This window comes from Polaromonas aquatica (assembly GCF_042659145.1).
Taxonomy (GTDB): Bacteria; Pseudomonadota; Gammaproteobacteria; order Burkholderiales; family Burkholderiaceae_C; genus Polaromonas; species Polaromonas aquatica.
Window position 1 is genome coordinate 638,543 of record NZ_JBHSRS010000018.1, and the last position, 13,377, is coordinate 651,919.

Below are 13,377 nucleotides of genomic sequence, written 5' to 3' on the forward strand. Positions count from 1 at the left end.
TCCATGCTATCGCCCGGGCAATTCCCGATCCACGCGAGGCGCCGGGGCGGGTAAGCTCGGGGCCATGAGCGCGCCCTACATTCCCCAGATCCGTATTTACCAAAACTGGCTTCACGAAACACGAGGCCTGTCCTTCGACAACTACGACGCGCTGTGGCGCTGGTCGGTGACCGACCTGGAGGCTTTCTGGCAAAGCATCTGGGACTATTTCGACATCAACTCACCCACGCCGCATACGGCCGCACTGGCGGATAAACACATGCCGGGCGCGAAATGGTTTCCCGGTGCGCAGGTCAATTACGCGCAGCAGGTGTTTCGCCATGTCGATGCAGCCGCTGCAGCGGGCCTGCCCGCCATCATCAGCCACAACGAAAAAAGCCTGGCCGATGGCAGTCCGGCGCGTGAACTGGGCTGGCCTGAGCTGCGCCAGCAGGTTGCATCGCTGGCGCTGCACCTGAAGGCGCAGGGCGTTGTGCCGGGTGACCGCGTGGCGGCCTACCTGCCCAACATTCCTGAGACCATGGTGGCCTTCCTGGCAACGGTGAGCCTGGGTGCGGTGTGGAGTGTGTGCGCGCCCGACATGGGCACCAACGCCGTGCTGGACCGCTTCCGGCAGATCGAACCCAAGGTCCTGATCGCCTGCGACGGCGTGACCTACGGCGGGCGCGACATTGACCGTACCGCAGTGGTGACCGAGTTGCGTGCGGCGCTGCCAAGCCTGCAACATGTGATCATCCACAACAATCTGGGTGCTACAAATTCAATAGCTGGTTGCGCAGGTTTTACGGAGGCTACAGCCCGAAATGATGCCGAAACAGCGGCTTTTGAACCAGTCTGGCTGCCGTTTGACCATCCGCTGTGGATTGTCTATTCCAGCGGCACCACCGGCCTGCCCAAACCCATCGTACACGGCCACGGCGGCACGCTCATCGTCGCGCTGGCGCTCAAGGTGCTGCACAACGACGTGGGCTGCAGCTATGAGGCCAACAGCCTGGGCGAGCGCTACCACTGGTACAGCTCCACCGGCTGGGTGATGTGGAACGCGCAAACCAGCGGCCTGCTCAACGGCACCACCTGCGTCATCTTTGACGGCAACCCGGGCGGAAGCAAGGACAAACCCGACTGGACCACGCTGTGGCGTTTTGCGGCACAAACGGGGACGACATTCTTCGGCGCAGGCGCGGCCTTTTTTGCCAACTGCATGAAGTCCGGCATGGACCTGTCCAGTTGCGGCGACCTGACAAAAGTCCGCGCGCTGGGCACGACCGGCTCGCCCTTGTCGGAAGAGTCGCAGCGTTGGGGCACAGAGCAATTTGAGAAGATTGGTACATCGGAGGTGCGCCGCGCCGGGCCGCCCCAAGCAAGCACAGCCCCCCCGGGGGGCAGCGAAGGACACGCAGTGGCGAGCGTGGGGGCTCCCATCTGGTGGTGCAATATTTCCGGCGGGACGGATTTTGCCGGTGCGTTTATAGGCGGTAATCGCGAACTGCCGCTGGTTCCCGGCGAGATGCAATGCCGCCTGCTGGGCTGCGCGGTCGAGGCCTGGAACGAAGCCGGCCAGCCCGTCATTGGCGAGGTTGGCGAGCTGGTCTGCAGCCAGCCGATCCCGTCCATGCCGCTGTACTTCTGGGGCGATACCGGCAATGCGCGCTACATCTCCAGCTATTTCGACATGTACCCGAACGTCTGGCGCCACGGCGACTGGCTCAAGATCACGCCGGCGGGCGGCTGCATCATCTACGGCCGCAGCGATGCCACCATCAACCGTCACGGGCTGCGCATGGGCACCAGCGAGCTTTACAGTGCGATCGAGGCCCTGCCCGAAGTGCTGGACTCCATGGTGGTGGACCTCGAATACCTGGGCCGCGAAAGCTACATGCCGTTGTTTGTGGCGTTGAAACCCGGCGTGCAGCTGGACGATGCCCTGAAAGCCCGCCTGAACAACGCCGTCAAGACCGCGCTGTCGCCGCGTTTTGTGCCCAACGACATTTTTCAGGTTGCAGAAATCCCGCGCACACTGTCTGGTAAAAAGCAGGAGTTGCCCATCAAGAAGCTGCTCCTGGGCCAGCCGCTCGAAAAGGTGGTCAATCGCGATGCGATGGCCAACCCCGGTTGTCTGGACTGGTATGTCCAGTTCTCGCAACACTACCTGAACACGAGGAAAACATGAAACGACGAATGATGACGATGGCCGCGCTGGGCGTACTCGGTTTGCTGACGGCTTGCGCCACGGGCCCGGCTTCTGCGCCGCAGGCAACTGCACCTTCCGGCGTGCGTGTGACCGGCACGCTGTCTTATCTGCAGCGCATCGCACTGCCGCCCGACAGCGACGTGATTGTGCAGTTGCGTGATGTCTCGCGCATGGACGCGGCGGCGGTCGTCCTGGCCGAGCAGCGTTTCACGACGCGCAGCCAGGTGCCGCTGCCTTTCGAGTTGACGGTGGACCCCGCAAGAATCGACCCGCGCATGCGTTATGCCGTTGCGGCGCGCATAGAGCAGGGCGGCAAGCTGCTGTTTATCAACGACAAGATTTACCCGGTCCTCACGCAAGGCCACGGCAACCGCGTCGACCTGATCCTGCACATGGTCGCCAGGCCCTGAAGCAAGCAGGCAGGCAGGGCCTTTCAGGCCGCCGGCTTGCGATTCACCAGCACAATGCCCAGCGCCACGGTGGCCAGTGCCGCCAGCAGGCCAGGCGTGGCGCTTTCATGCAGCCACAGCGCGCCAAACAGCAGTGCAAACAGCGGCGTGAAGAACACAAAGACTGAAATCTTGGTGGCCGGGTAGCGCCCCAGCAGCCACATCCATGCAAGGTAGCTGGCAAAGGCGCCGACCACGGTTTGCAGCGCAAGCGAGGTAATTGCAAAGGGGCTGAAGCGCCAGCTCCAGGTTTCCCCAAGCGCCAGCGACAGCAGCGGAAAACACACGCAGCTCATGGCAAGCTGATAAAAAAGGAGTTTCTCGGCAGAGATTTTGACGAGACCCGATGCACGGATCACCACCGTGGTCAGTCCCCAAAACATGCCGGCCAGCAGTGCCAGCACATCACCCTGCGCGGTGGCGCCCGGGCCTGAGGTGAACCCTTCCCACAAGGCAAACACCACGCCGGCAAAGGCAAGCAGCAGCCCGGCCCATTGCATGCCGCGCAGCCTTTCGGCGCTGACCCAGAACGGCACCAGCAGCGCCACCCAGAAAGGCGAGGTGTACATAAAAACGGTCAGGCGCGAAGCGGTGGTGTACTGCAGGCCAAGGTAGATGCAGGCGAATTCCGCACCAAACAGCGCGCCGGCCAGCAACCCGGCCTTGAGTGTGCCGTCCCGGTTAAACAGCGGGACGCCGCGCCACAGGCACCATAACCAGAGCAGGACGGTGGCACCCGCCAGCCGCAAGGACGCCTGGAAGATGGGCGGTATCTCCGCAATCGTGGCCTTGATCAGCACCTGCTGGAAGCCCCAGAACAGGCAGCAGCCCAGCAGCAGGGAAATGGCGAGGGTGTCGAGATGGGTTTTGTGCTGGCGCATCGCTAGTGTGGTGTTACATGCTTGACGGTACAAATAAAACCGATGGATTTTTGTCCAGGGCAAGGCGCAAACCGCAGCAATAGTTCCACTATTGCGAGGATTTGCAACGCCGCCATGGGCAAAAAGACGCGGGTTTATGTACCGGATAGCGTACAACACCACACTGGATGTTAGCCGCGATCAACGCTCGGTGCTGGGGACGCCGAGGCTTACGGCTTGTCGGCCGTCGGGTAGCGTGGTGTTTCACGGGTCCCCAACTGCAGCATGGGCACCACGGTTTCAACCTCGGGTACGGCCTTGGCTGCGCGCTCCAGCTGGCGCATCAGCCCGGGTGTGCCAACGCAACCCTGCAAAAACACCCAGCGGCGCTGTATGACGACCCAGACGCTGCCGCTTTCAATGCCCGGCACGGCCTTCAGTGCCGCTGCTACCGGCGCAGCCAGGTCCTTGTCGTAGCGGTAGGCATTGGAGTCCCGGCACTGGCCGGCCAGCCAGCAACTGGTGCCGCGCTCGGCGCGCCAGTGGGCCTCCCTGCGCTGCTCTTCGAAGGTCAGCAGCGGGCCCAGGGGCACGGGGCAATCGGGCAGTCCTGCGCTGACCTGGAAAAACGGGTCGTCAAACCAGTTCTTTTTCTCCTGCGACGGCTGTGCCCGGCCGGTCAGGGGCAGGCACAAAAGCAGGGCCAGACATGGCAGGAAAGAATGTCGCATGGACAGCCATCGTGCCGCGCACACAGCGCATTGGCAAGAGGCGCAAGTGGGCACCCGTGGGCGCCAGTGCGGTTTTACAAGGGGTGTTCGGTGTAGAACTTGCCGCCGTGAAACAGCAGCGGCGCGGCGCCCGCGCGGTGGTGGCAGCGCTCCACCTCGCCGACAAAGATGACGTGGTCGCCTTCTTCATAACGGCTGCGGTTGAAGCATTCAAACGTGGCGGCCGCGCCCGCCAGTATGGGCGAGCCGCCCGGCCCCTCGGTAAACGGCACATCCGCCCAGCGGTCCTCGCGCTTGCCGGCAAAACGTTCGGCCAGCGCTTTCTGGTCTGCGGCAAGGATGTTGATCGCATAGTGCGAACCCGTGCTCAGCGCCGCCATGGAGCTGGCCGCCTGCGACAGGCTCCAGAGCACCAGCGGCGGGTTCAGCGACACGGAATTGAAGGAGTTGGCCGTCAGCCCGATCAGCTCGCCGCTCGGCGTGCGCGCCGTCACGATGGTGACGCCCGTGGCAAACATGGCAAGTGATGCGCGAAATTCGCGCTGCGAAAAGCTCGGCTCTCTTGCTTTGGGGGCTTGGGCTGAGGCGTTCTTGGCGGGGGACAACATAAGGGTAATTTACCTGAGGCAACAAGGCTGGCCGACCCGGCGCTGCAGGCAGTCAGGCCCTGATTTTGCCGCATCCCGCGTACCGGCGCTTGGCCGTTGCCTCGTGGCCTGCGCCGGGGATGCACGACATGGCACGCAGGTAAACTCAAACGGATGCCCATTCCTTACCGTGCCCTGGCCCTGGCGGCTTTGTTTTGTATGGCCGGCGGCGCGCAATCCGCAGCCCCCTGCGACGAGTTTGCCGCCCGCCTGCCCAATGTTAAAAAAGCCTTGTGTGAGTCCACCGCGCTGCAGCCGACGGCCGCGCGTTCCGTCAACGGCCGCACGCTCTGGATGCGCGACATCAAGCCCGACAACGCGACAGTCAGGGTGATGGTGCTGGGCGCAATCCATGGCGACGAGCCGTCTTCCGCATCGATGGCGCTGCAGTGGATCAAGCTGGCCGAGCAGGCCCCGGCCGACATGCCGCAGGTGGTGCACTGGCGTTTTATCCCGGCGCTCAACCCCGACGGCTTGTTCAACCAGCCGCCGCGCCGCGTCAATGCCAACGGCGTGGACCTGAACCGCAACTTCCCCACCCCCAACTGGGAGCGCGACGCCAAAATCTATTGGGAAAAGCGCACCCGCAAGGACCCGCGCCGCTACCCCGGCGCCAGGCCGCTGTCCGAACCCGAGTCGCGCTTTTTGATTGAGGAAATGCAGAGTTTCAACCCCCAGCTCATCGTCAGCATCCACGCGCCCTACGGCGTGCTGGACTTTGACGGCCCGGCCAAGGAAGGTTTTGTGCCGCCTTCAAGGCTGGGCCGCCTCTACCTCGACCAGGTCGGCATCTTTCCCGGCTCGCTGGGCAACTACGGCGGCGTGCACAAGGGCGTGCCGGTGGTCACCATAGAGCTGCCCAACTCGACACGCACACCGCTGGACGCCGAGATGCGCCAGATGTGGCTGGACCTGCTGCGCTGGATGAGTGAGCGTGTGGGGCCTGGCAACCGGGCCGAGCCGGCAAAAGCTGGTCCTACGCAAAAGCCCTGACGTGGCGTGGGCCTCGCTGGCCTGAAAAATCCGGATTTTTTAGGGAAATAGTCCTTTGGTCACGGTGTGGTCTGCATGATTTGCTATCAAAAACATAGCTAGCTGTTTTGTACACGGCTTCAGGGCTTTTCTTTCCAGGGCGGCAGCCGGGTCTCCAGTCAGTAAGATGTGCAGTGATCCCCGCTGCGCGCCTCGCCAGCACCCCCATCTGTCATAAAAGGAGACTCTCATGAGCCGTGAAGTTGTTGTTGTCAGCGGTGTGCGCACCGGCATTGGTACCTATGGCGGCAGCCTGAAGGACATTCCACCCACCCAGCTGGCCGCCACCGTGGTGCGCGAGTCGCTGGCACGCGCCGGCGTGGAAGGCAAGGACGTCGGCCAGGTCGTGTTCGGCCATGTGGTCAACACCGAGCCGCGCGACCTTTACCTCTCGCGCGTGGCCGCCATCGAAGGCGGTTGCCTTGAAGGCACGACCGCCATGAACGTGAATCGCCTGTGCGGCTCCGGCCTGCAGGCGATTGTCTCGGCGGCCCAGGGCATCTTGCTCGGCGATAACGACATCGCCATTGGCGGCGGCGCAGAAAACATGAGCCGCGGCCCCTACGCCAGCCTCAACACCCGCTGGGGCGCACGCATGGGCGACACCAAACTTGTCGACATGGTGCTGGGCGCATTGCACGACCCCTTCAAGACCATACACATGGGCGTGACGGCCGAGAACATCGCCGCCAAATGGGGCATCACCCGCGAAGAGCAGGACGCCATCGCCGTCGAAAGCCACAACCGCGCCCAGCGCGCCACCGAGGCCGGCTACTTCAAGGACCAGATCGTGCCCGTGATGCTCAAGAGCAAAAAAGGCGAAGTGGCCTATGTGGCCGACGAGCATTTCCGCGCCGACTGCAGCCTGGCCGACATGGCCAAGCTCAAGCCCGTGTTTTTGAAAGAAAACGGCACCGTCACCGCAGGCAATGCCTCCGGCATCAATGACGCCGCCGCCGCCGTGGTGCTGATGGAAGCCGGCGCCGCCAAGGCCCGCGGCGCCAAGCCGCTGGCCCGCCTGGTCGCCTACGCGCATGCCGGTGTGGACCCGCAGTACATGGGCATAGGCCCGGTGCCCGCCACCAAACTCGCGCTGCAAAAAGCCGGCCTCAAGGTCAGCGACCTCGACGTCATCGAAGCCAACGAAGCCTTCGCCGCCCAGGCCTGCGCCGTCACACGCGACCTCGGCCTGGACCCGGCCAAGGTCAACCCCAACGGCTCAGGCATCTCGCTCGGCCACCCGATCGGCGCGACCGGCGCACTGATCACCGTCAAGGCCATCCACGAACTGCAACGCATCAAGGGCCGCTACGCACTGGTGACCATGTGCATAGGCGGCGGGCAGGGGATTGCGGCGATTTTTGAGCGGATGTAAGGGGTGCGGGCGCTACGGTTTTAATAGCTGGTTGCGCCCGTCTTTATTGGTTTTAGAGGCGATTTGATGCCTGAAAATCGCCTGTTTTGGCCCTGTGAAGGGCTTTTCAGGTGCTTGCGGGCGGATTTTTGGCCTGGAAGCCCTGTTTTAAGTATCAAATCGGCCTCTGGTCAGCGTGGAATGCGCGTGACTAGCTATCAATAAAGTAGCAATCTCCAAGATGCGAGACGGCAAGGCTCTTCAGGTCTCAGTCAAAAGGTAGTGGGCGTGCGCGCCTCGCACCGGTCGTACAAGCTGGTAGATTTCTCTGCGGGTTTTGCCGGGGCTGACGGAGTTTTTATCTCTGTATAAAAGATGCAGTGCTTCGACCTGAAACTCTGTAGGCACGCCATCTTCAGGAGTATTTAATGTCCAGGTTAGATTGCTGCCGTCGTTTTATGCCGCAGGTTTTGCGGCATACATTACGTTAGGCCCACGAAGAACCATGTCCACCGACCGCAGCGACAAACTCCATTCCGATTGGAGAACCTCTACGGAGAAGTTTGACTACTTCATCCTGGGAGTGATTTGTGCACTCTGCGCCTTCGTCGCGCAGAGCTACAAACCCACGAAGCTCGCACTAAACCCGGCATTGCTTGAACTGGTCGCTCTTCTCACTCTGGTACTGGCCATCGTGGCGGGCTTCCGTCGAATTGAACAGACTTTGTTGGTCACTGTCCTTAACAGTCGAAAGCTTCATGCGCTTGAGGCGCGGGGCGGAATGGTGGCGAAGATGCAAGACAGTCGCACTTTGATCAACGAAGCAACTGGGCAGATCTTCACGCCTGACGAGGCAATCAAGCGAGTTCAGGAACTGACGAATACGGTCCAAGCAATCAAACCGACTCTTGAAATCGCGAAAGACGCGGCACATCGGCAGTACAAGACAAGAAATGCACTTGCGCTCATTGGATTTCTGCTTCTGTTGGCCGCCCGTGTTTGGTCTGCATACGCGTAGGCCTAATCCACTTAATCCGGAACCAGAGAAGAGCCAAAGCGGGTTTTTCCCGGCGAGGGATCTCCAATATGAAAGCCCGCACCTCCATCTTCATAGCCACCAGCCTCGACGGCTACATCTCCCGGCCTGACGGCAGCATCGACTGGCTCAACGACGCCAACGCCGCTGTTCCGCCCGGTGAGGACTGCGGTTATGCGCAGTTCATGTCCACCATAGACACCATCGTGATGGGCCGCAACACCTTTGAGCAGGTGTTGACTTTTGACCCCTGGCCGTTTGATGGCAAAAAACTGGTGGTCATGTCCTCGCGCCCGGTCGCCATACCGGCGCATCTCGCAGCCACGGTCAGCGCATCATCCGAGACGCCGGAGGCACTGGTCGCTCGCCTCACGGCTCAAGGTTGTTTACATTTGTACATTGACGGCGGCAAAACCATTCAGTCCTTTCTTGCCGCGAACCTGGTGGACGACATCACGGTCACCACGATTCCTGTGCTGATAGGGGCCGGCCGCCCGCTTTTTGGCGCGCTGCCGGATGACAGGAAGCTCAAGCTGCTTTCTTCGAAGTCCTACCCGTTTGGATTTGTTCAAAACACCTATCGTGTTGAACCCGACGCCTGAGCTTTTCGCCAGCCGCGGCGCATCCAGCAAGTGATGACCGACTAAGCCGCACTCTCCGGATACCTTTGCCATCTCCTGCGGCCATTGGAACAAGCGCAGGCTGAAAGCCAGGCAGCGCCTGGCTCGGGAAGACGTGTTGCCCACCCGCTAACCGCCTGCTGGCGGTTTACATGGGTTTACCGGTCATGTGCGGTTATTTACGGGAATACCCCAATGCTTACCCCCACTCAAGTTCGTATTATCCGTAAAACAGGACAACCAGACAACCGAACAACTTGGTGTGAGGTTAATTCTGTTATCTGCACGTCGCTCCCGGAAGGCCAGGAAAAGATGTTTTCGGAAATGAATTTGAAAGCAATTGGGTAATTTCAATCAAATGACTAGTTCTTCAATGATCAATCGCGACTCGCCGCTGCCGCTGTATGCGCAGGTGAAGCGAAAGCTGAAAGCAGAGATCATGTCCTGGCCGCCTAAAGACGACCGTTTCTATACGGACCAGGAGCTGCAGGGAATATTCGGCGTGAGCCGGGCGACCGTTCGCCAGGCCCTGACCGAACTGGAAGAAGAAGGTCTGGTGCGCCGGCAACAGGGGTTTGGGACTTTTGTTAATCGCAACAAGATCGAGGAATCGTTCTCCACGCGCCGGGATTTTTCAACACAGTGGGCGCAAAGCGGCCGATCGCTCCGTGTGGAGCACCTGAAAGTCGCCCGCAAGGCCTGTCCACCACCCTTCGCAAAAATGCTGGGTATTGCCCCGCATTGCGAGGTATTGAGCCTGGAGCGACTTCGAGTCTCGGGCGACATGCGTATAGCCTGGGACTTGCGATTCATGCCCCTGTCGATCGCGGGCGACATACCCGTGAAGGAGTTTGAAAACGTCTCGCTGATCGATGTCCTGCAGCCCAAGGTAAAAATTGAACGCGCAGACACCCAGATCGAGGCGGCATTGGCCGGTGAGGAATATTCAGAGCGCCTGAATATCGATCCTGCGGCAGCCATCCTGATCCGGGAGATGGTCTATTTCTCAGTCCGGGACGAACCTGTATTCAGCGGCGTATCCGTCTATCGCGCCGACCAGGTTCGCTACAAATTCAGCGCACCGCTCCAGATGAGTGGTGCGACCGTGGAATCCGATGTCCGGGTCAATACCAGCCAACCCGAAAAGTCCGACCAGTTGCAGTGAGGTTGTAAGCACGACCAAGTTTCCCGCGCCGGCCCGCGTTCCGTGGCCATACATGTTGTTCCAGGAGTCTCAAGATGAAAACTGAAATGTTGTCCAAACTAGCTTCGACGCTGTTGTTCGGGGCTGCCCTTTCATTCGCAAGCGCGGGTGTTTTTGCGCAATCGACAGTGAAGATCGGGTCTGTGCTGTCAGTGACAGGACCGGCGGCTTTTCTTGGCGAGGACATGAAGGCCGGCATGGAACTGGCGGTCGAAGAGATCAATGCCAGGGGCGGTGTTGCGGGCAAGAAGATCGACTGGGTGTTCTACGACGCAGAGAGCCAAACCCAGAAGGGGCTGACTGCGACCCGCAGGCTGCTTGACCAGGACAAGGTGGACATGATTGTTGGCGGCGGCAACATGAGTGGCATGGCCATCGCCATGCTCGGTCTCACGGAAAGAGCGTCGGTGCCCTTCATCTCGACCGAAGGCTCGACGGACATTGTGACCCCGGTGGCCGATCGCCAGTGGACGTTCAAGAGCACTGCGGACGACGAGCAGGTGATGGAGCGGCTGGCCGACTACTTCGCCAAAAAAGGCATCAAGAAGGTGGCCTTCCTCGGCGACTCGAGCGGATTCGGGCAAGGCGCGGCCGTGCAGCTGAAGAAGGTGGCGGCGCGGCGCGGGCTGGATGTCATGTACGAAAGCTTTAACCCCGCCGACACCGACCTCACGCCGCAACTCGGAAAGATCAAGGCCGCTGGCGTCCAGTCCGTCATCTGCTGGACCGTCACTCCGGCGGGCGTGGTTTTCCTCAAGCAGGCAAAGCAGCTTGGCATGGAGTCGATGAACCTGATCCACAGCTACGGCTTTGTTGACCAGCGCTACATGGAGCTCGCCGGCGATGCAGCCAAGAACCTGTTGCTGGTGTCCGTGAAGTTTCCTGTAGGCGCACAGCTGCCCGACACCGACCCGCAAAAGCAACGGATCGCTGCGCTCACCAAGTCGTTCGAAGCCAAGTACAAGCGCAAGCCCAACCAGTTTGCAGCACAAACCTACGATGCCATCTACCTGGCCCGAACGGCGATCGAACGTGCCGGCGGCAGCGACCGCACCAAGGTTAGGGACGCGATGTCCGGCATCGCCAACTGGCCCGGTGTGGGCGGTGTCTTCAACTTCAGCCCGCAACGTCACTCGGGCCTTTCGAAGGACGACCTGGTGCTGGTGAGCTATCGCAATGGCGCGTTCCAGCTCGCCGACTACAAATAACCTGACGGCCAGGAGAAACGCCATGGTTAACGCATCAACTGTCACCCTGGACCAGGGCGCCACGCACATCGGTGCCGCCCCAACCTTGTTCCCGGACGCGGGCACCATCATCGACGTGCAGGAAAACCGCTTCCCCATTCGTTTGGGCGTAGAGAACCGCCGCATCCGTGATCTGTTCCACAACGCCACACGGTCGCAGTGGAATCCGGCCACCGACATCGACTGGGACCAACTCCACCCAGAGCAATACACCGACGAGCAACGCCGCGCCGCGCGCATGTACTGGAGCCGGCGCGCCTGGGGTGAGTACGGTGCCATCTCGGAGAGCCCCGCGCTGCAAATCCGTTTCTGCCACGAACACTGTCCACCGGACATGGCGCTATTTTTTGCGATCCGCTCCCAGGAAGAGTCGCGCCACGCCGAGGTCTGCTTTCGCATGGCCGAGGCGCTGGGTGGCTACTACGACCAGCCGGCTGCCGTCGCGTTTCAGGGATCCGTGGCATCGCACGGAATCCGCAAGGTTGCGCTCGACCCCGCGATCTCGCTGGAGGGCACGATTGCAGCGCTGGTGTGTGCGGCAGAAGAAATAGCTTTCGACGTGTTTCGCCATCTCAGCGAAATCACTGTCAACCCGGTGGCGCGCCAGGTGGTGAAGGCCATCCTGCGCGACGAGGTGCGGCACTGTGCATTTGGCTGGGCTTTCCTTCAGCAGCGCATGCCGCAAATGACGGCCGCCGAAAAAGACGTGGTACGCCAGGCGGTCATCAACATGATGGAGAAGGTGGAGCTCAACGGCTATCACAGCTCATGGCTGGCGCCGGCCAGCCCGTCATCCACGGACGAAATGCTGGTTGACCAGATCACCAACCAGGCTGGCCTGGGTGCCACAACCGAAACGCTTGAAAGACCGGTGTTTCTCAAGTCGATTGCTTCCATGCGCCAACGTATGGGGGAGGAGTGGGGCATTGAAATCCCCATGTTCCACCATCCAAAGATTGACGGGCCGTTTTGACCGGTACGAGCTAGCGGCGCTTCTCGGCGCGAACTGATCGCCTGAAGCCGCCCACCTTCTTACAAGCTTTTCATTTCCTTCCAAAGGAGTGTATTTGTGCAGTCCACTGATTCCTCGCGCATGTCGCCCCAACGAACTTCGATTAACGTCGAACGGCGTTTCCCGCTCGATCTGCGCCAGTCTGACCAGGCCATCCGCGAACTTTACGAGGATGCCAAGTGTGGGCGCTGGAAACCGGATGTGGATATCCCCTGGGAGAAATTTAACGCGTCCGCGTATGACGCTGCCACGATGGACGCCGCTCGAAAAGTCTGGAGCCGGCGCGCCTGGCTTGAATACACAGGCCTTGCCGAAACGCCTGCCCTGATCATCCGGTTCTGCCTCGAGCTAGACCGCGAGGCTGATCCGAAATATTTCCTGACTGTTCGCAACACCGAGGAAGCCTGGCACGTCGAATCGTTTCACCGTTACGCAGAAGCCTGCGGCGGTTATCTGGAAGCGCCTGTAAATCCGCAATGGCAACCCTTGTTCAACCGCGGCTTTCATAGAGACGCGCTTGACTCGAAGCGCTCGCTTGATGGGCATGTGCTGACGCACTGCCTGTTCGGCGACGGGCTCGAGTGTGCGTTGGCGACGGCCTGGCATGCCAACACCCGTGAAGTTGTCGCGAAGGAACTCCTCAAACGCTGTGCGGAGGATCGTGAGCGCCATGCACGTTTCGGCTGGCTCTATATCGAGCGCCGTGCGGCGCTCATGTCGGATGAAGAACGCGCCACGGCCACGCAGATGCTCGTGAGCCATCTGGAGCAGGTCGAGCTGGCCGGGGCCCACTGTGTTGGCCTGGCCACAACAATTGATGCAAGCGCTGACGTGCTGGACACAGACCTGGTGGCCTCTGCCGGTATGGGCGCCGTGACTGCTCAAGAGGAAGTTGCAATCTTCACACAGTACCTTGCGAGCTGCCGCGAAAGGCTGGGGACCATCGGCATCCATTTGCCGCTGCTCACGCATTCGACGCTCGGCAAGATCTGAG

Annotated in this window: 13 protein-coding genes; 10 read left to right on the plus strand and 3 right to left on the minus strand. The window is 61.0% G+C overall.

The window, feature by feature from the left end; all coding sequences use genetic code 11:
- Nucleotides 1–64 precede the first annotated feature (64 nt).
- Together ACFQND_RS11505 and ACFQND_RS11510 are read left to right on the plus strand one after the other, a co-directional pair.
- Nucleotides 65–2,170: an acetoacetate--CoA ligase gene (locus ACFQND_RS11505; RefSeq protein ID WP_371438541.1), complete on the plus strand. Its 2,106-nt coding sequence runs from the start codon at nt 65–67 to the stop codon at nt 2,168–2,170.
- Nucleotides 2,167–2,601, plus strand: a complete 435-nt coding sequence (locus tag ACFQND_RS11510) for a YbaY family lipoprotein (protein WP_371438540.1) — start codon at nt 2,167–2,169, stop codon at nt 2,599–2,601. The genes ACFQND_RS11505 and ACFQND_RS11510 overlap by 4 nt, the downstream gene beginning before the upstream one ends.
- A gap of 23 nt (nt 2,602–2,624) precedes the next feature.
- Here the strand turns inward: ACFQND_RS11510 and ACFQND_RS11515 are convergent, their stop codons facing one another.
- The 3 genes from ACFQND_RS11515 to ACFQND_RS11525 all read right to left on the minus strand — a co-directional run bounded on the left by ACFQND_RS11515 (nt 2,625) and on the right by ACFQND_RS11525 (nt 4,749).
- Entirely contained in the window at nt 2,625–3,521 is an 897-nt protein-coding gene (locus ACFQND_RS11515) for a DMT family transporter (RefSeq protein WP_371438539.1), read from the minus strand.
- Between the two features lie 209 nt (nt 3,522–3,730).
- Entirely contained in the window at nt 3,731–4,231 is a 501-nt protein-coding gene (locus tag ACFQND_RS11520) for a BON domain-containing protein (protein ID WP_371438538.1), read from the minus strand.
- Between the two features lie 74 nt (nt 4,232–4,305).
- Nucleotides 4,306–4,749, minus strand: a complete 444-nt coding sequence (locus ACFQND_RS11525) for a flavin reductase family protein (protein ID WP_377413479.1) — start codon at nt 4,747–4,749, stop codon at nt 4,306–4,308.
- 243 nt (nt 4,750–4,992) lie between these two features.
- Between ACFQND_RS11525 and ACFQND_RS11530 the strand changes: the two genes are divergently transcribed.
- The 8 genes from ACFQND_RS11530 to ACFQND_RS11565 all read left to right on the plus strand — a co-directional run bounded on the left by ACFQND_RS11530 (nt 4,993) and on the right by ACFQND_RS11565 (nt 13,376).
- Nucleotides 4,993–5,871, plus strand: coding sequence for a M14 family murein peptide amidase A (locus ACFQND_RS11530; protein WP_371438536.1), 879 nt, complete (start codon nt 4,993–4,995; stop codon nt 5,869–5,871).
- Nucleotides 5,872–6,100: 229 nt separating this feature from the next.
- Complete coding sequence (bktB, locus tag ACFQND_RS11535) at nt 6,101–7,285, plus strand: beta-ketothiolase BktB (protein ID WP_371438535.1); 1,185 nt, start codon at nt 6,101–6,103, stop codon at nt 7,283–7,285.
- Nucleotides 7,286–7,769: 484 nt separating this feature from the next.
- Nucleotides 7,770–8,282, plus strand: coding sequence for a hypothetical protein (locus tag ACFQND_RS11540; protein WP_371438534.1), 513 nt, complete (start codon nt 7,770–7,772; stop codon nt 8,280–8,282).
- Nucleotides 8,283–8,350: 68 nt separating this feature from the next.
- Nucleotides 8,351–8,902, plus strand: a complete 552-nt coding sequence (locus tag ACFQND_RS11545) for a dihydrofolate reductase family protein (RefSeq protein WP_371438533.1) — start codon at nt 8,351–8,353, stop codon at nt 8,900–8,902.
- Between the two features lie 376 nt (nt 8,903–9,278).
- Complete coding sequence (locus ACFQND_RS11550; RefSeq protein WP_377413486.1) at nt 9,279–10,085, plus strand: GntR family transcriptional regulator; 807 nt, start codon at nt 9,279–9,281, stop codon at nt 10,083–10,085.
- 86 nt (nt 10,086–10,171) lie between these two features.
- A complete protein-coding gene (locus tag ACFQND_RS11555) occupies nt 10,172–11,332 on the plus strand; it encodes an ABC transporter substrate-binding protein (protein WP_377413489.1) in 1,161 nt (386 codons plus the stop codon).
- 22 nt (nt 11,333–11,354) lie between these two features.
- Nucleotides 11,355–12,344, plus strand: a complete 990-nt coding sequence (locus ACFQND_RS11560) for a ferritin-like domain-containing protein (RefSeq protein WP_371438530.1) — start codon at nt 11,355–11,357, stop codon at nt 12,342–12,344.
- A gap of 96 nt (nt 12,345–12,440) precedes the next feature.
- Nucleotides 12,441–13,376, plus strand: a complete 936-nt coding sequence (locus tag ACFQND_RS11565) for a hypothetical protein (RefSeq protein WP_371438529.1) — start codon at nt 12,441–12,443, stop codon at nt 13,374–13,376.
- Nucleotide 13,377: the final 1 nt, after the last annotated feature.